Raw genomic sequence first — 16,095 nt, 5'->3', positions numbered from 1 at the left:
AAAAGCCTGGTGCTCAGCGACGCTGCACCAGGCCACCCAGCACCAGAGCGGCGACGAAGCAGAGGAGGGCGGCGACAACGATGCTGGGACCTGATGGGGTATCATAGCTCAAGGACCCCCAGAGGCCGCCGCCCACGGCCAGGACGCCGAACAGCGCGGCCAGCACCGCCATTTCCTCCGGCGTGCGGGCAAAACGCCGGGCGGCGGCTGCCGGCAGGATCAGCATTGAGGTCACCAGCAGGATGCCGACAATCTTCATCGCCACCGCGATGGTGATCGCCAGGGTCAGCATGAGCGTCAGCCGCATGGCCAGCACTGGCACGCCCTCGGCCCGGGCCAGTTCCTCATGGAGTGTGGCCAAGAGCAGCGGCCGCCAGGTCAGGACGATCACTCCCAGCACGGCCAATCCACCCAGCCAGATCCACAGGATGTCTCCAGTCCCGACCGCGAGCACGTCACCAAAAAGATAGCCGAGCAGGTCGACGCGCAGGTCCGACATGAAGGAAAGGGCAACGAGGCCCAGTGCCAGGCCCGAGTGTGCCAGGATGCCGAGCAGCGTGTCTGTCGGCAGGCGTTGCTGCTGGTGCAGGGCAGCCACCGTCAGGGCCACCGCCACGCAGGTGGCCAAGACGCCCAGTTGCAAGTCGATGTTCAGCAGAAAGCCGAGGGTCACGCCGAGCAGCGCCGAGTGCGCCAGGCTGTCACCAAAGTAGGCCATGCGTCGCCAAATCACGAAGCAGCCCAGCGGGCCGGCCACATGCGCCAGGCCGGCGCCGGCCAGGAAAGCGCGAAACAGAAAATCGTCCAGCATCAGACCTGCCTGTCTTCGCGAGATGCCTGGTCGGCTGTTGCAGGGCCGTTTTCCGTCTGACCTGCCAATGGCACCGGCTCACCGGCAATGTCGTGGTGGTGGTCGTGATCGTGGTGATAGATGGCGAGGGCCTGCGCTGCCCGTGGGCCGAAGAGGGCCAGGTACTCGGGATGCCGGCTGACGGCCTCGGGCTCGCCCGAACAGCAGACATGGCGGTTAAGGCAGATGACCCTATCGGTTGCGGCCATCACCAGGTGCAGGTCGTGAGAGACCAGCAGCACGCTGCAGCCGCGTTGCCGCCTTATCCGATCAATGAGCTGATAGAGGTCGAGCTGGCCGCTGAAATCGATGCCCTGTGCCGGCTCGTCGAGCACCAGGATGTCCGGGCGGCGCAGCAGGGCGCGGGCCAGCAGCACGCGCTGGAATTCGCCACCTGAAAGCGCATGGACCTGCGCACGCTCGAGATGGGCTACGCCGGTTTCCTCAAGGGCTTCGCGGGCCGCTGCGCGAGAGACACGGTGTGGCAGACTGAGAAAGCGCAGTACGGTCATAGGCAGGGTTGGCTCGACCGTCAGGCGCTGCGGTACATAGCCCACGGTCAGGCCCGGACGGCGCGCTACTCGGCCAGCATCGGCTTGCTCAAGTCCGAGCAAAATGCGCAGCAAGCTCGTCTTGCCCGAGCCGTTGGGGCCGATCAGCGTGACCACCTCGCTTGGCTCGACCGAAAGGGAGATGGAATCCAGGATTTGCCGGCCGCCACGATTGAAGCAGACGCCGTGGGCGGAAAGCAGCGCGCTCATGGGTTGGGGCTTCCTTGGATGCTGCAATCCGGGCAGTGACCGCGCACCTCGACGATGCGCTGATTGACGGCGAAACCCAACGCGGCCGCGGAACGGTCGATGCGCTCCGCCAGCCCGGGATCGCTCAGTTCCGCGGTGGCGCCACAGGCTTCGCAGATAAAGAACTGGCCGTTGTGGACGTGGCTGGGCCGCGGGCAACCGACGAAGGCGTTGAGGCTTTCGATGCGGTGGATCAGTCCCTGGGCCAGCAGGAAGTCCAGGGCGCGATAGACCGTTGGCGGCGCGACACGGCCGCGCTCGGCTTGCAGTTGCTCGAGCAGTTCGTAGGCGCCCTGGGGCCGATGCTCTGACCAGACCAGTTCGAGGACCCGTCGACGCACCGGCGTCAACTGCGCGCCTCGGTCGCGGCAGAGCTGCTCCGCTTCCTGAAGGGCCTCGGCGAGGCAGCGCTCGTGGTCGTGAACGGGATCGTGGAAGCCCGGGGTGGTCATGTGAAAGCTTTCCGATTGATTGTTATACTATAACGTATCAAAGTGACGCTCCGATCATGCCAATCGCGGCGCGTTTGGCAAGTCTCCATGGCAAAGGGTAAGGGGTGACCTATGAGCGCTGTTGCGCGGTGGCTGGGCAGAGTGGTGCCGGCAATTTTCCTGTCTGGCGGCGTCTTAGCGGCGGCGCCGGTCTCGGCCCAGAGCGATCTCGATGTGGTGGCCTCCATCCTGCCGCTGCATGCCCTGGCGGCTGCCGTGTCTGAGGGGGTAGGGGAGCCGGCGCTGTTGCTCGAGGGTGGGGCGTCGCCGCACAGCTTCTCCCTGCGTCCCTCCGATGCGCGCGAACTGGCTGATGCCGAGCTGGTGATCTGGATCGGTGAGGATCTCGAACTCTTCTTGCGGCGGCCGCTTGAGACGGTGGCAGCCAAGGCGACCGTCCTGACCGTCAGCGAACTCGAAGGCATAACGCTTCTGCCTGTTCGCGAAGCCGGATTGCACAGTACGGCAGAGTTGGCACACGACCACGACCATGATCAGGACAACGATCACGATCACGACGCAGGTCATGACCATGACCACGCTCATGGGAGCTACGACCCGCATCTCTGGCTCGATCCTGCAAACGCCCAGGTGATCGCGGCGGCAATCGCCGAAACCCTGACAGAGATCGATCCCGCTCACGCGGAGCAGTACCGCGCCAATGCCGCGGCGCTGCAGGAAAGTCTGACCGAGCTGGAATCTGACCTGCGCGCACAGCTCGAACCGCTAAAGGGCTCAAGCTTTCTCGTGTTTCACGACGGCTACCAGTACTTCGAGGCGGCCTTCGACCTTCCCTCCGCTGGGGCGTTGTCTCTCGGGCCGGAACGCCAGCCGGGCGCCCAGCGGCTGAAAGAGATCCGTGCCTGGGTCGCCCAAGAGGAGGCCGTCTGCCTGTTCAGCGAGCCCCAGTTCGAACCACGGATTGCTCGGGTGGTCGTGGAGGGGACGGATGCACGTCTGGGAGAACTGGACCCGCTGGGCGCGACCCTGGCCCCCGGCCCCCATGCCTATGAGCAGTTGCTGCGTGCCCTGGCCGACAGCCTGACCGAATGCCTGACAGCGGACTGATCCGGACCGTATCGACAGCAAATCTTGTCAACTAAATTGATGAAAACCGCGTGAGGCTCTAAGCTGAGCCTTCCTGCCGTTTGCGGACTCCGACGTGTCGCCTGGCGACCAAGCACGCGGATCCGCCAGTCTTGATGGAGCTTTTGCATGTCCCAAAAGGACAGCACCTCAACCCGGCGTACCGAGGTGAGTGACGAGCTTGCCGCATTGGTGAGCACCATCAATGCCTTCAGCCGGCGGCTGGGGCGCAAGCTCTCTCGTCGCGACCCGTCGTTTCGACTGGGGGACTGGCTGTTGCTGAAGCGGCTTTCCGGCGCACCCTCGAACCAGATGGCGGAGCTTGCCAAGCAACTCGGCGTCAGCCGTCAGCGTGCGCAGAAGCAGGTCGCAGAACTCGTGATGCAGGGCTATCTGGTGACAGCCGGCGATCCCAAGGACGAGCGGCGCAAACGGGTGGAACTGACCGAGCAAGGCTGGGAGCGGTTGCGCAGCATGGATGCGCTGATCGAGGCCGAGACGCCGGAGTTCCCGCCAGAGATACTCAGCGCCTGGCGGATCCAGCTTCAGCGCATGACCGGCTTGTCTGAGAAGGGCAAGGCAAGTGACAAAGGCGGCTGACGATCGAGGTCGACTGGTGAACTCAGTTTAAAATCAGCGCCGACCGGGAGTCCGCAACAGGACGGTCTCGCTGATCAGGCCGCGCACAGTCAGATTCTCATGAAAGAAGTCGGCAGCGCGCTGCATCCATTGATCGAAAACCTTACCGCGCGGCACATGGCTCACGCCGTTGCTGATCTCGATCTCGTAGGGTGCTCCGGCTGCTTCCAGCAGTTGGGCCGCCTGCATCGCGCGGTTGACCGGTACGATGCCGTCGCGATTGCCATGTAAGATCAAGGTGGGAGGCATGGACTCCACCCCTTCGCTCACCCGTCGGCCATCCATTCCACCGGCAAGAGCAACGACGGCGCGCACGCGGCCGTCCCGATTGGCCCGCTCCAAGGCCTGAAAGGCGCCGAGGGAATAGCCCATCAGCCCGAGGCGATTGCGATCGATGAAGTGCAAGGAAGAGACGTAATCGATGGCGTCGGCGATCACCTCATCGCGCAGATAATAGCGCCCGATACCGGCACGATTGCCGTGCTTGATGGCGTCGAAGTAGTGAACCGCGAAGACTGCCAGTCCCGTCTCGGCCAGACGTTCCGCCATGGCATAGATCAGATAGCCATCACCCACGCCGCTGGCACCGTGTAGCAGGACCACGGCGGGAAGAGGGTGCTCCTGGTCTCGGGGAACGAACATGTCGACCCGAACCTGACTGCCGTTGCTGTGAAAGGCGCTAACGCCATCGAGGACACTTGGACCAATCATCATGGCCGCCGCAGGCTCTGTCCGCCCGCCAAACAGCAAGCCTGATGCCAGTATCAGCATGCAGAGGTATAAAAAGGGCGGGCGCGCAGCCTTCCCCCCCATAGAATTCTTCCCTCTCTGAATAGCTCAACGAGCCCCAACGCGGTTATAACATGCCTCGCCTGGTTCGCGAGGCGGAATTTGGACAAATCGAAGGCGGTATCCGATTTCACTTTCGGCTCAAGGCTTTGCCACCGGAAGCCAGAGCACGTCCTCGATATGGGCTGCGCCGCTGAGCAGCATCACCAGACGGTCGACTCCAAGCGCTATGCCGGCCGCTTCGGGCATGCCAAAGGCCAGGGCATCCAGGAAATCTTCGTCGATGGGATAGCGTTCGCCGTAGAGGCTCTGCTTGAGCGCCTGGTCCGCTTCGAAGCGGCGACGTTGTTCCACTGCTTCGGTCAACTCCCCGAAGGCATTGGCCAGTTCAACGCCGGCCACGTAGCACTCGAAGCGTTCGGCGACGCGTGGGTCGGAAGGTTTGGGCCGGGACAGCGCGGCCTGTGAGACGGGATAGTCATAAAGGATCGTCGGGACGGGGCTGCCGAGCCGGGGCTCGATGCGCGCCAGCATCACCTTGGTGAAGATGGCCAGCCAATCATCGTCCTCGGCAACGCGAATGCCGGCCGCTTGTGCCTGGCGGGCAAGATGGTCCCGATCAGGAGTCCAGGGATCGGGCGTGGTGGCGAGGAGGTCGATGTCGGCCCAGCGCCGGAAGGCCTCGGTGACGGAGATGCGCTCGGGTGCTGCAGTGGGGTCGCAGGTTGAGCCGTTGACCTCCACAAGGCTGCAGTCGATTGCCTCGGCACAGTGGCGCAAGAGGTCGCCGCAGTCCTGCATCAGTGTCTCATAGCCGTCCCCTGCACGGTACCACTCCAGCATGGTGAACTCGGGATGGTGCCAGGCGGCGCGCTCCCCGTTGCGGAACACCCGGGCAAGCGCATAGAGCCGCGGCTCGCCGGCCACCAGTAGTTTCTTGCAGGCGAACTCTGGGGAGGTGTGGAGGTAGAGCTGCTGCCGGCTGCCGTCCGGGGTGCGCAGTTCGGTGGCGAAGGCCTGCAAGTGCGGCTCCATACCCGGAGAGACCTGCAACGCCGGGGTTTCCACCTCGACGAAATCCCGCGCTGCGAAGAAGCTGCGCAAGGCGGCGAGCACTGCACTGCGCTTCAACAAATAGGGGCGCCGTCGGGCATAGACCTCCGGATGCCAGGCGGGACGCGTGGCGGCCGGCGATGACGATTGCATGGAGCTTCCTTTGCGCAGCGACGTTGAGCGGGGAGGGTCAAGCTGTTAGTTTCCTTGCCATCCTCAAGCAAGCTCGGGTTTTAAACACGTGAAGGTCAATGCTAGCGCCCTGCGCAACGGCAACGTCGTCGAGATGGACGGCAAGCTCTATGTCATCCTCAAGGCGGACAACATCCAGCCGGGCAAGGGCACGCCCGTCACGCAACTGGAGATGCGTCGCATCTCCGACGGTGTGAAAACCTCCGAGCGCTTCCGAACCACTGAGCAGGTGGAGCGCGCTTTCATCGAGGAGAATGACTTCCAATTTCTCTACGATGAGGGCGAGGCTTTTGCCTTCATGCAGACCGAAACCTTCGAGCAGGTGTCCGTGCCCAAGGACGTGATGGGCGACCAGGGCGTCTATCTGCAGGAAGGCATGGTGGTCCAGATCTCCCTACACGAGGGCGTGCCGGTGAGCGTGAGCCTGCCGCAGCGGGTCATTCTTGAGGTGACGGAGACGGAGCCGGTGATCAAAAACCAGACTGCCACCTCTTCTTACAAGCCGGCCATGCTGTCCAACGGCATGCGCACCGGCGTGCCGCCGCACATTTCCGTGGGACAGCGAATCGTGGTCAATACCGCCGACGGCAGCTACATGGAGCGCGCGAAGGACTGAGCCGGCGCCAGCGCTGGTTGGCCGCAACGCCGCCAGCGCTTTGCCACTTGGCCTCAGCTATTCCTTTGCCGTCGCGCTCGTGATCGGCATACGTCCCCGATAAGGGTACTTCGGATCCTGGTAGTCCGGCGTCGAGGCCTTGCCCGGCGGCACCAAGGCGTCGAAGAAAGCCTCGTCTTCTCCGGTAAACTCGACCTTCAGCACATCGAGATAGGCGGACCACTGTTCGAAGGTGCGCGGCCCGGCGACGAGTGAGGAAACCGCACCGTTGTTCAGGCACCAGCGCAGAGCCAGCGCGCCCGATGTGGTGCCGCGGGTCTCCGCATGCGCTTTCAGCTTCTTCGCCAGTTCGATCGATTCCGGCCGCCATTCCGTTTCCATGATGCGCCGGTCGCCGCGTCCAGCGCGGCTGTCGGGGTCCGGTTTATCGGCTGAGGCGTACTTGCCGGTCAGCACCCCGCGCGCCAGCGGTGAATAGGGGATGACCCCGACGCCAAAATGCGCGCAGGCGGGTATGTAGTCGGCTTCCGCGAGGCGGTTGGTGGCATTGTAGAGCGGCTGGGACGCCACCGGGCGGGGCAAGCCAGCCAAGTCCGCCAGGCGGATCAGATCCGCGATCTGCCAGCCCCAGAAGTTCGAGAAGCCCCAGTAGCGGAACTTGCCGGCGGCGTAGGCGCTGGCCAGCGCGGCCACAGTTTCCTCGAGCGGTGTGTCCAGGTCTTCGCGATGCAGGTACCAGAGGTCGACGTGGTCGCAACCCAGGCGTTGCAGTGAACCGTCGAGTGCCTGGAGCATCCAGCGGCGACTCAGTCCCTGACGGTTTGGGCCCGCGCCCATGGGATTGCCCACTTTGGTTGCCAGCACCCACTCGTCCCGCCGCCCCGCGATGGCCCGGCCGACAATGCGCTCGGATTCGCCGTCGCAGTAGACGTCGGCGGTGTCGATGAAGTTCACGCCCTTCTCGGCTGCATCGAGAATGATGCGCTCCGACCCGCTCGCATCGGTCTGGCCGCCGAACATCATGGTTCCGAGGCAGAGCGCGCTGACCTGCACGCCGCTGCGGCCGAGGGGACGGTACTCCATGTCGCTCTCCCGTTGAGGCAATCTACACGTTGAGCAACAGGTGCTCGCGCTCCCAGGAGGAGATCACCTGCTGATAGGCATCGAGTTCGGACTGTTTCACCGCCCAGACCGCATCGATGAAGCTCTCACCCAGCACATTCTTCAAGGGCCGGGAGGAGGAGAAGCGGTTTAAGGCATCGTAGAGCGTGCGTGGCAGGGTGTGCGCCAGACGATAGGCACTGCCCTCGATCGGCGGGCGCGGCTTCATGTTCTGCGTCATGCCGATGTAGCCGCAGGCAAGCGAGCCGGCGATGGCCAGGTAGGGATTGGCGTCGGCGCCGGGAACGCGGTTTTCCACGCGTCGCGAGGCGCGATCCGAGTGGGGCACACGCAGGCCAACGGTGCGGTTGTCATAGCCCCAGTGGGTATTGATCGGGGCATCGGTGTCGGGCATCAGCCGGCGGTAGGAGTTCACGTTTGGCGCGAAGAGCGGCATGACAGCCGGCAGGTGCTTTTGCAGCCCGGCGATGTAAGCCTGGAAGGCGCGGCTGTCGCGGCCGTTGCGGTTGGAGAAGATGTTGCGCCCCGTTTCGTCCACCACCGACTGGTGGATATGCATGGAACTGCCAGGCTCACCCTGCATCGGCTTGGACATGAAGGTGGCGAAAAGCTTGTGGCGCAATCCGGCCTCGCGCACCGTGCGCTTGAAAAGGAAAGCCTCGTCGGCCTGCTCGAGAGCCTCGCCGTGATTGAAGTTCATCTCCATCTGGGCGGCCCCGGCCTCGTGGGTCAGGGTGTCGATGTCGATGCGCGAGGCTTCACAGAAGTCGTAAATTTCCTCGAACATCGGGTCGAACTCGTTGACGGCATCGACCCCGTAGGCCTGACGGCTGGTCTCGCGCCGGCCGGAGCGGCCGACGGGCGGACGCAGGGGATAGTCGGGATCGTCGTTACGCTCGACGAGGTAGAACTCCAGTTCCACCGCGACCAGCGGCGTCCACTTCCGGGCCCGAAACAGCTCCGCCACGCGTTTGAGCACATGCCTCGCAGCGAAGGGAACAGGCGTGCCGTCAAAGTAGTAGGGATCGCAGATGACCTGTGCCGTGGGTTCGGGGTACCAGGGAACCAGGCGGATTGTCTCGGCATCCGGTACCAGATAGACGTCGGAGGTGGCCGCGTTGATGACCCCGGCATCGCTCGGCGGGTAGCTGCCAGTGACGGTCTGAACAAAAATGGCCTCCGGAATCCGAAGGCCGTTGTTGCGCATGCCCTGTACGAATTTCTGAGCCGGCAGGATCTTGCCCCGGGCAATTCCCGCCATGTCCGGAACCAAGCATTCCACCTCTTCGATCCGGTGCTCCTTGAGAAATTCTTCGATCACGGACATTTTTCTTGCTCTGGTGACTCGGCCCGATGCGGCCGCGTCGGCAGAGCTAGCACCGCCCTGCTTGGCTGACAAGCGAGGCGCCGCCCGCCTATTCTTCAGTTCACCTCCTCACACGAGGCCTCATGTCCGATCCGGCTCACATCGCATCCTGGTACGCTCAAACCCTCAACGACCCCTGCAATCGTCCGCGCCTGAATGAGGCCATCGAGGCCGATGTCTGCGTTATCGGCGCCGGTTACACCGGATTGCATACGGCCATCGAACTGGCTGATCGTGGCTACTCGGTCGTGGTGTTGGAAGCACAGCGGGTCGGCTGGGGGGCCTCGGGGCGCAATGGTGGGCAGGTTTGCACGGCCTATGCCTCCGGCATGGACAAGATCGCCGGATGGTTGGGCCAGGCAGATGCCAAGCGGCTCTTTGATCTGGCTGAGGAGTCGAAGGATGTCCTCAGGGCGCGGATCGAGCGCTTCGAGATCGATTGTTCACTCACCTGGGGCTATCTGCTGGCCGCAAACCGGCCGCGCGAACTGCGTGAATGCGAGGAATGGGCCGAGAGCGCAGCGCGCGACTACGGCTACGAGAAACTGGAAGTGATTCGCGATGCCGCGGCCATGCGCCAACTGGTGGACTCGCCACGCTACTCCAGTGGCCTGGTTGATCACGGCGCCGGGCACCTGCATCCGTTGAACTACTGCGCCGGCCTCGCCCGTGGTGCAGAAAGTCTGGGCGTACGTATCTTCGAAGACAGCGCGGCCGTTGCGGTGGAGCGCGGCGAGCCGATCGTGGTGCGCACCGCAACGGGCCAGGTGCGCGCGAACTTCGCTGTTGCTGCCGGCAATGCCTATCTGGGTGGCCTACTGCCGGAACTGCGGAGCACGATCATGCCCGTCGGCACCTATATCGGCGCCACGCCCCCCCTTGGCGAGGAGCGGGCTCGGGCACTGCTGCCGCACAATCACGCCGTCGCCGACCTCAAGTTCGTTCTGGACTATTTCCGTCGTTCAGAAGACCAGCGACTGCTGTTCGGCGGCCGGGTCAGCTATTCCAAGCTTGAGCCTACCAACCTGCGCAGCTCCATGCGCCGGGCGATGCTCAAGGTTTTTCCGCAGCTCTCAGACGTGCAGATCGACAGCGCCTGGGGTGGTTTCGTCGGCATCTCCCGCGAGCGCACGCCGGAGCTTGGCCGCCTCACGCCGAACCTCTATTTTGCTCAAGGCTTCTCCGGCCAGGGTGTTGCGCTCACCGGCATCGCCGGCCGGGTGCTGGCTGAAGCGATCGCGGGGCAGGCAGAACGCTACGACCTCTTCGCCCGCCTCCCACACAGTTCCTTCCCCGGCGGCCCGCTGCTTCGCACCCCGAGTTTGGTACTCGCCATGCTCTGGTTCCGGCTGCAGGATCTCTTGCCTTGAGGGTGGCGAAGGGCCGAATGTCGGCAGCAGTGACGCCAAGGAGTTAAGGTCATGACACAAGCGACGCGGATACTCGATGGCGGGATGGGCGGTGAGTTGCAGCGGCGTGGGGCGCCCTTCCGGCAGCCGGAATGGTCGGCGCTGGCATTGATGGAGGCGCCTCATACGGTGCGCGAAACCCATGCGGCCTTCATCGCTGCCGGCGCAGAGGTGATCACCACCAACTCCTACGCGCTCGTGCCCTATCATATCGGCGAGGAGCGCTGTCACCGCCAGGGGCGTGAACTGGCGGATCTCGCTGGCCGCTTGGCGCGGGAAGCCGTTCGCGACAGCGGCAAGGCGGTGCTGGTGGCGGGCTCACTGCCGCCGCCTTGCGGCTCCTACCGGCCGGACCTGTTCCAGCCGGAGGACGCGGCGGAGGTCTGGGGGGAACTGATTGCGGGTCTGGCCCCCTACGCGGATGTCTGGCTGGCCGAGACCCAGAGCGCCCTGCAGGAAGCCGAGGGCGCGCGTGCCGCGTTGGGCGATGATCCGCGACCCTTCTGGATCTCCTTCACCCTGAAGGACCGCCTGATTGAGGGGGAGGCCGTGCTGCGTTCCGGCGAAACGGTCGCCGATGCTGCGGTCAAGGCCGAGGCGTTGGGGGCGGAGGCCCTGCTGTTCAACTGCAGCCAACCCGAAGTGATGGAAAGCGCGGTGCGCACGGCCAAGCAGACGCGGCCCGGGCTCGCAGTGGGGGTCTATGCCAATGCCTTCCCGCCCCAGGAGGAGGATGCAATCGCCAACGAAGGCTTGTCACCTTTCCGCAAGGAGGTCGATCCGCCGGCCTACTTGGACTGGGCGCGGCGCTGGGTGGCGGCGGGTGCGTCGATAGTTGGCGGCTGCTGTGGCATCGGACCGGACCACATCGCAATGCTGGCCAAGGGGCTGCGGTCCGACTAGTCAGCCCAACGCTGTCTCTGCGAAGGGATTGCGGCCCTGCGGATCTTCCACCTCGACCAGCCATAGATCTGGATCGCGCGCCAGGGTGCGTTCGAGGTAGGCCTCGATCTCCGGCTCCGGCAGAGCCTCGTCCCGCGGCACACCCATCCAGCCCAGGCGACCGTCCAGGTCGCGCTGCTGCGTATAGGCGCGGGCGGTGCCGTCGAGGAGCGCAATCTTGAGCAGCAGCAGGCCGCTCATGGCTTCGCCCCGATGACGCAGCATGGCCGGGATGCCCCGCTGGTTGCTGCTGCGGATGCCGGCCATGATCCAGACGTGGCTGGCAATGCGCTCCTCGTCCCAGCTCACGCTGTCCATTCCTCGATCACTTGAGGGTCTTCTTCGTCCGGCAGGCAGCGGGCACGTGCTTGCGACACGGTGTCTTCCGCTGCCAAGCGTCGGAGAGCCCAGACCGCAGCGCCGCGCACCAGCGCAGACTCGTGGTTCAGGCGTGCCCGAACCGTCGGCAGCAGGCCGGGCGCGCCGCTGTTGCCGATTGCGATCAGCACGTTGCGCAGGAAGCGCGCTACACCGATCCGCTTGACCGGACTGCCGGAGAAGAGCGCGCGGAAGCTGGCGTCGTCCAGCGCGGCCAAGTCCGCGAGCCGCGGCGCGGTCAGCTCGACCCGGGGAAGGAAATCCGCTTCACGCGCGACCTGAGCGAACTTGTTCCAGGGGCAGACGGCCAGGCAGTCGTCGCAGCCATAGATGCGATTGCCCATCAGGGGCCGCAGTTCGCGCGGGATTGGGCCCTTATGTTCGATCGTGAGGTAGGAGATGCAGCGCCGGGCATCGACCTGATAGGGCGCCGGAAAGGCGCCGGTGGGGCAGGCGTCGAGGCAGGCGGTGCAGGACCCGCAATGCTCTTTTTCGGGTGCGTCGGGTTCCAGTGGGAGGGTCGTGAAGACCTCGCCCAGGAAGAACCAGTTGCCGTGTTGGCGGGACAGCAGGTTGCTGTGTTTGCCCTGCCAGCCCAGACCGGCGGCCTGGGCGAGTGGCTTCTCCATGACGGGCGCGGTGTCGACGAAGACCTTGACCTCCTCGCTGTAGTGCTCATGCATCCAGCGGGCCAGGGCCTTGAGACGCTTTTTCACCGTGTCGTGATAGTCGCGGTTGCGGGCGTAGATGGAGATGTTGCCGCGCTCGCTATGGCTCAGCAGGGCCAGCGGGTTTAAAGCGGGCCCGTACTCGAGACCCAGCACCACGACGCTGCGTGCCTTGGGCCAGAGCGATTGGGGGTGCGCCCGACGTTCGAAGGTGTCGGCCATCCAGCCCATGTCACCGTGACGGCCCTGCGCCAGCCAGTCGGCGAGCCGGTCGCGCGCCTGGTCACCCAAGTCTGCTGCCGCGAAGCCGACCGCATCGAAGCCCAGGTCCAGAGCCTTGTCGCGGATCTCTGCCTTGGCATCGGTCATGGCGCTTCAGCTTTCGTGAGGCGGGATGTCGCCCTGCGCCTGTTCCTCAAAGAAGCGGGCCGCGAAATCCTGCACCCCTCCTATCTCGATGGCCCGGCGCAGTCCGGCCATCACTTCTTGATAATAATAGAGATTATGCAGCGTCAGCAGGATTGGGCCCAGCATTTCCTCGGCACGGAAAAGATGGTGAACGTAGGCACGTGACCAGGTCCCGCAGGCCGGGCAGGCGCAGCCGGGATCAATGGGGCGCGGATCGTCCCGGTGGCGGGCGTTGCGCATGTTGATGACGCCGCGCCGGGTGTAGCCGCGGGCGGTGCGGCCGCTGCGTGTCGGCATGACGCAGTCGAACATGTCGACGCCTTCCAGCACCGCCTTCACCAGATCGTCCGGCGTGCCCACACCCATGAGATAACGCGGCTTGTCGGATGGCAGCGCGGGCAGGGTGAAGTTCAGCACCTTGAGCATGGTCGCCTGCGGCTCGCCGACGGCAAGACCGCCGATGGCGTAACCGTCGAAGCCGATGGCGGTCAGGCCCTCGGCCGATTGCTGCCGCAGGGTCTCGTCGACGCTGCCCTGCACGATGCCGAAGAGGCCGTAGCCGGCGCGGTCGCGGAAAGCCTGTCGGCAGCGCTCCGCCCAGCGCAGCGAAAGCTGCATGGCCCGCTCGGCCTCGCCTGCGGGCGCGGGGTAGCCGATGCATTCGTCGAGCTGCATGGTGATGTTGGAGTCCAGCAGGTCCTGGATTTCCACCGATCGCTCGGGCGTCAGGTCGTGTGTGCTGCCGTCCAGGTGAGATTTGAATTCTACACCGCGCTCGTCGATGCTGCGCAGCTTGGCCAGGCTCATGACCTGAAAGCCGCCGCTATCGGTCAAGATGGGCCGATCCCAGCCCATGAAGCGGTGCAGGCCGCCCAGCCGCGCCACCCGCTCAGCACCGGGGCGCAGCATCAGGTGGTAGGTGTTGCCCAGCAGGACCTGCGCACCGCTGGCTGCAACCTGCTCGGGCATCAAACCCTTCACCGTCCCCACGGTCCCGACGGGCATGAAGGCGGGGGTGTCGATAGTGCCGTGGGCCGTGTGCAGGCGACCGCGGCGTGCCGCGCCATCCTGGCCGAGAAGTTCGAAATCCAGGCTCACGCGTGCCGCTCCAGCAGTGAGGCATCGCCGAAGGAGAAAAAGCGATATCCCTCGTTCACGGCGTGCTCGTAGGCGGCGCGCATGCGCTCCTGCCCGGCGAAGGCGCAGACCAGCATGAAGAGGGTCGATTTTGGCAGGTGGAAATTCGTCATCAGCAGATCGACCAGCTTGAAACGGTATCCCGGCAGGATGAAGATGTCGGTCTCCCCTTCAAAGGCACCAATGTGCCCGCTGTCGTCGGCGGCGCTTTCCAGCAGGCGCAGCGCCGTGGTGCCGATGGCCACAACGCGTCCGCCAGCGGTTTTGGCCGCTTCGATCTTCGCAGCTGCCTCAGCCGAAAGGCTGCCCCATTCGGCATGCATGCGATGCTGGCTCACATCCTCGTCCTTGACCGGCAGGAAGGTGCCGGCGCCCACATGAAGGGTTGCGTTGACGCGTTGGACGCCGCGCTCGTCGAGCGCCTGCAGCAGTTCCGGTGTGAAATGCAGCCCGGCGGTCGGCGCCGCCACCGCGCCGGCGATGCGGGCATAGACGGTCTGATAGGTTTCCAGGTCCAGGGTATCGGCGCCGCCGGCACGTTGAATATAGGGGGGAAGTGGCAGTTCCCCGTGCCGATCCAGCGCTTCCATCAAGGCAGCGCCGCCCCGATCGAACTGCAGGAGCACGTCGCCACCCTCTCCGCGCTCGACAACCTCTGCCGAGAAGTCTTCGGCAAAGTCGATGCGGTTGCCGTGTTGCAGCTTGCGGGCCGGCCGGGCGAAGGCACGCCAGCGCTCGGCCGTCTCGCGCTTGTGCAGTGTCACCTCGACCGACGCCGTGCCGCGTTTTCCGCGCAGACGGGCCGGGATCACCCGGGTATCATTGAAGACGGCGACATCGCCCGGACGCAGCAGCCGGGGCAGGTCGCGCACGCCCAGATCCTGTGGTGCGCCTTGCGCGGGCAGATGCAGCACCCGGGCCGCATCGCGCGGTGTCACCGGCCGTTGCGCGATCGCTTCGCGCGGGAGATGGAAATCGAAGTCGGAGAGCCTCATGGCAGCATTGGTTAGCACCGCGACCAGGGCGCCGAAAGCGCTTATGCAGTCCGGGACCGCCGTCCACCCAGCGATGAGATCACCAGGGCCAGCAGGATGAGGCCGGCGCCCAGCAGGCCGGCGAGACCAAGGCGCTCGCCAAACAGCAACCAAGCCAGCACTGCGGCAGCCAGAGGCTCCAGCACCGTCAGCAATCCGGCAAGCGTGGCGCTGGCTTCCCGAAGCCCCGCAAAGAAGAGCAGGTAGGCAGCGGCAGTCGGCAGCAAGCCGATATAGATCAGCAGGCCCCAGGCAGCCAGACTCGATGGCACGGCCAGCCCCTGATGCAAGGCGAGCGGCAGCACCAGAATCAGCGCGCCGCCAAAGGCCAGCAGGACAAGCTGGACGGGGTCATAGGAGTTTGCCACCACCCGGCTCTGCAGCGCGAAAGCGGCATAGCTGAAGGCAGCACAGCTGGCGAGCAGGGTCCCCAGGAGCGGGTCGCCATCGGCCAGTTCCTGGCGGGGGAGGCCCACGAGCAACAAGGCTCCTGGTACAGCCAGGAGGAGCGCGATCAAGACGCCCCGGCTCGGGCGTTCCTTGAGCACAAGCGCGGCCAGCAGAGCGACGAGAAAGGGGGCGCCGCCCAACGAGACGAAGGTGGCCAGGGTGACCCCGGCCTCCTGCACCGCGGCAAAATAGAAGACCTGATAGCATGCGGTGGTCAAAGCCAGGACGAAGACAGCCAGCCAATGTTCACGGCGGACAGCCAAGAGGCGTGCACCGTAGCGCGTCCAGCCATAGACGAGCAGCAGGGGCAGGCAGAACAGCAGGCGATAGAAGACAATCGATACCGGGCTCACTGGCTCGATGCCGTTGACCGCCTTTGAAGCAACCCCCGCAGTGCCCCAAAGCAGGACGGCTGCCGCAAGCAACAGCGGACCCTGGATGGGCAGGGGGCGGCGCGGACGAGTCTCACTTGGGCGGGTCACGGATCAGCCTCAGGGGGGTGGAAAAGCGGAAGGATGCAGGCCGTGTCCAGACGTGACCCAGCAAGGGAGCCTCGACCATAGCCAAGGACCGGCAAAGCTTATGGGCGGGCCCATCGGCGTGCAAGTTGTGTGGGTGGCTGCCTTGGCTGGCGGTTGACGCTGCGCTGAGCCTATGCCCTATGG

17 protein-coding genes are annotated in these 16,095 nt (G+C 64.9%); 5 read left to right on the top strand and 12 right to left on the bottom strand.

Annotated elements, in window-relative coordinates; translation table 11 throughout:
* Nucleotides 1-13: 13 nt before the first annotated feature.
* Genes P2G67_RS04240 through P2G67_RS04230 form a run of 3 tightly spaced genes read right to left on the bottom strand, consistent with a single transcriptional unit; the run spans nt 14 to nt 2,102 of the window.
* A complete protein-coding gene (locus P2G67_RS04240; protein ID WP_275820361.1) occupies nt 14-811 on the bottom strand; it encodes a metal ABC transporter permease in 798 nt (265 codons plus the stop codon).
* Entirely contained in the window at nt 811-1,611 is an 801-nt protein-coding gene (gene znuC / locus P2G67_RS04235) for a zinc ABC transporter ATP-binding protein ZnuC (protein ID WP_275820359.1), read from the bottom strand. Before znuC ends, P2G67_RS04240 begins: the two co-directional genes overlap by 1 nt.
* Nucleotides 1,608-2,102 (bottom strand): Fur family transcriptional regulator, encoded by a 495-nt coding sequence (locus tag P2G67_RS04230; RefSeq protein WP_275820357.1) that lies wholly within the window; start codon nt 2,100-2,102, stop codon nt 1,608-1,610. Before P2G67_RS04230 ends, znuC begins: the two co-directional genes overlap by 4 nt.
* A 111-nt stretch (nt 2,103-2,213) precedes the next feature.
* Here P2G67_RS04230 and znuA point away from each other — a divergent pair, with 111 nt between their 5' ends.
* Both znuA and P2G67_RS04220 read left to right on the top strand, forming a co-directional pair.
* Complete coding sequence (gene znuA, locus P2G67_RS04225; RefSeq protein ID WP_275820355.1) at nt 2,214-3,209, top strand: zinc ABC transporter substrate-binding protein ZnuA; 996 nt, start codon at nt 2,214-2,216, stop codon at nt 3,207-3,209.
* A 147-nt stretch (nt 3,210-3,356) separates the two neighbouring features.
* The gene (locus P2G67_RS04220) at nt 3,357-3,827 is read left to right on the top strand and encodes a MarR family winged helix-turn-helix transcriptional regulator (protein WP_275820353.1); all 471 of its coding nucleotides are present in this window, start codon (nt 3,357-3,359) and stop codon (nt 3,825-3,827) included.
* A gap of 33 nt (nt 3,828-3,860) precedes the next feature.
* On the opposite strand, the gene P2G67_RS04215 is transcribed toward P2G67_RS04220, so the two are convergent.
* Together P2G67_RS04215 and epmA are read right to left on the bottom strand one after the other, a co-directional pair.
* Nucleotides 3,861-4,508, bottom strand: coding sequence for a dienelactone hydrolase family protein (locus P2G67_RS04215; RefSeq protein ID WP_275820351.1), 648 nt, complete (start codon nt 4,506-4,508; stop codon nt 3,861-3,863).
* Nucleotides 4,509-4,796: 288 nt separating this feature from the next.
* Nucleotides 4,797-5,861: an EF-P lysine aminoacylase EpmA gene (gene epmA, locus P2G67_RS04210; protein ID WP_275820349.1), complete on the bottom strand. Its 1,065-nt coding sequence runs from the start codon at nt 5,859-5,861 to the stop codon at nt 4,797-4,799.
* 88 nt (nt 5,862-5,949) lie between these two features.
* Here epmA and efp point away from each other — a divergent pair, with 88 nt between their 5' ends.
* Entirely contained in the window at nt 5,950-6,516 is a 567-nt protein-coding gene (gene efp, locus P2G67_RS04205; protein ID WP_275820347.1) for an elongation factor P, read from the top strand.
* A gap of 57 nt (nt 6,517-6,573) precedes the next feature.
* On the opposite strand, the gene P2G67_RS04200 is transcribed toward efp, so the two are convergent.
* Nucleotides 6,574-7,599, bottom strand: a complete 1,026-nt coding sequence (locus P2G67_RS04200) for an aldo/keto reductase (RefSeq protein ID WP_275820345.1) — start codon at nt 7,597-7,599, stop codon at nt 6,574-6,576.
* 22 nt (nt 7,600-7,621) lie between these two features.
* Nucleotides 7,622-8,965 (bottom strand): glutamine synthetase family protein, encoded by a 1,344-nt coding sequence (locus P2G67_RS04195; RefSeq protein ID WP_275820344.1) that lies wholly within the window; start codon nt 8,963-8,965, stop codon nt 7,622-7,624.
* Nucleotides 8,966-9,087: 122 nt separating this feature from the next.
* On the opposite strand from P2G67_RS04195, the gene P2G67_RS04190 reads away from it, so the two are divergent.
* A complete protein-coding gene (locus tag P2G67_RS04190; protein ID WP_275820342.1) occupies nt 9,088-10,374 on the top strand; it encodes an NAD(P)/FAD-dependent oxidoreductase in 1,287 nt (428 codons plus the stop codon).
* A gap of 51 nt (nt 10,375-10,425) precedes the next feature.
* Nucleotides 10,426-11,316 (top strand): homocysteine S-methyltransferase family protein, encoded by an 891-nt coding sequence (locus P2G67_RS04185; RefSeq protein ID WP_275820340.1) that lies wholly within the window; start codon nt 10,426-10,428, stop codon nt 11,314-11,316.
* Here P2G67_RS04185 and P2G67_RS04180 read toward each other — a convergent pair whose 3' ends face one another.
* The 5 genes from P2G67_RS04180 to P2G67_RS04160 are packed head-to-tail and all read right to left on the bottom strand — an operon-like array spanning nt 11,317 to nt 15,912.
* On the bottom strand, nt 11,317-11,673 hold the full coding sequence (locus tag P2G67_RS04180) for a DUF1491 family protein (protein ID WP_275820338.1): 357 nt from the start codon (nt 11,671-11,673) through the stop codon (nt 11,317-11,319).
* Complete coding sequence (gene queG / locus P2G67_RS04175) at nt 11,661-12,770, bottom strand: tRNA epoxyqueuosine(34) reductase QueG (protein ID WP_275820336.1); 1,110 nt, start codon at nt 12,768-12,770, stop codon at nt 11,661-11,663. Before queG ends, P2G67_RS04180 begins: the two co-directional genes overlap by 13 nt.
* A 6-nt stretch (nt 12,771-12,776) precedes the next feature.
* Nucleotides 12,777-13,907: a tRNA guanosine(34) transglycosylase Tgt gene (gene tgt / locus P2G67_RS04170; protein ID WP_275820334.1), complete on the bottom strand. Its 1,131-nt coding sequence runs from the start codon at nt 13,905-13,907 to the stop codon at nt 12,777-12,779.
* Nucleotides 13,904-14,941 carry a tRNA preQ1(34) S-adenosylmethionine ribosyltransferase-isomerase QueA gene (queA, locus tag P2G67_RS04165; RefSeq protein ID WP_275820332.1) on the bottom strand — a complete coding sequence of 346 codons (1,038 nt, stop codon included), beginning with the start codon at nt 14,939-14,941 and terminating at the stop codon, nt 13,904-13,906. Before queA ends, tgt begins: the two co-directional genes overlap by 4 nt.
* Nucleotides 14,942-14,982: 41 nt before the next feature.
* Entirely contained in the window at nt 14,983-15,912 is a 930-nt protein-coding gene (locus P2G67_RS04160) for a DMT family transporter (protein ID WP_275820330.1), read from the bottom strand.
* Between the last annotated feature and the right edge of the window lie 183 nt (nt 15,913-16,095).

The organism is Aquibaculum arenosum, assembly GCF_029222965.1.
GTDB lineage: Bacteria > Pseudomonadota > Alphaproteobacteria > Kiloniellales > DSM-21159 > Aquibaculum > Aquibaculum arenosum.
This window is presented reverse-complemented; position numbering and strand designations above follow the sequence as displayed.

Coding starts and splice junctions, on each gene's coding strand:
- P2G67_RS04240 (WP_275820361.1), bottom strand. CDS start 811: ATGCTGGACGATTTTCTGTTTCGCGCTTTCCTGGCCGGCGCCGGCCTG.
- znuC (WP_275820359.1), bottom strand. CDS start 1,611: ATGAGCGCGCTGCTTTCCGCCCACGGCGTCTGCTTCAATCGTGGCGGC.
- P2G67_RS04230 (WP_275820357.1), bottom strand. CDS start 2,102: ATGACCACCCCGGGCTTCCACGATCCCGTTCACGACCACGAGCGCTGC.
- znuA (WP_275820355.1), top strand. CDS start 2,214: ATGAGCGCTGTTGCGCGGTGGCTGGGCAGAGTGGTGCCGGCAATTTTC.
- P2G67_RS04220 (WP_275820353.1), top strand. CDS start 3,357: ATGTCCCAAAAGGACAGCACCTCAACCCGGCGTACCGAGGTGAGTGAC.
- P2G67_RS04215 (WP_275820351.1), bottom strand. CDS start 4,508: ATGTTCGTTCCCCGAGACCAGGAGCACCCTCTTCCCGCCGTGGTCCTG.
- epmA (WP_275820349.1), bottom strand. CDS start 5,861: ATGCAATCGTCATCGCCGGCCGCCACGCGTCCCGCCTGGCATCCGGAG.
- P2G67_RS04200 (WP_275820345.1), bottom strand. CDS start 7,599: ATGGAGTACCGTCCCCTCGGCCGCAGCGGCGTGCAGGTCAGCGCGCTC.
- P2G67_RS04195 (WP_275820344.1), bottom strand. CDS start 8,965: ATGTCCGTGATCGAAGAATTTCTCAAGGAGCACCGGATCGAAGAGGTG.
- P2G67_RS04190 (WP_275820342.1), top strand. CDS start 9,088: ATGTCCGATCCGGCTCACATCGCATCCTGGTACGCTCAAACCCTCAAC.
- P2G67_RS04185 (WP_275820340.1), top strand. CDS start 10,426: ATGACACAAGCGACGCGGATACTCGATGGCGGGATGGGCGGTGAGTTG.
- P2G67_RS04180 (WP_275820338.1), bottom strand. CDS start 11,673: ATGGACAGCGTGAGCTGGGACGAGGAGCGCATTGCCAGCCACGTCTGG.
- queG (WP_275820336.1), bottom strand. CDS start 12,770: ATGACCGATGCCAAGGCAGAGATCCGCGACAAGGCTCTGGACCTGGGC.
- queA (WP_275820332.1), bottom strand. CDS start 14,941: ATGAGGCTCTCCGACTTCGATTTCCATCTCCCGCGCGAAGCGATCGCG.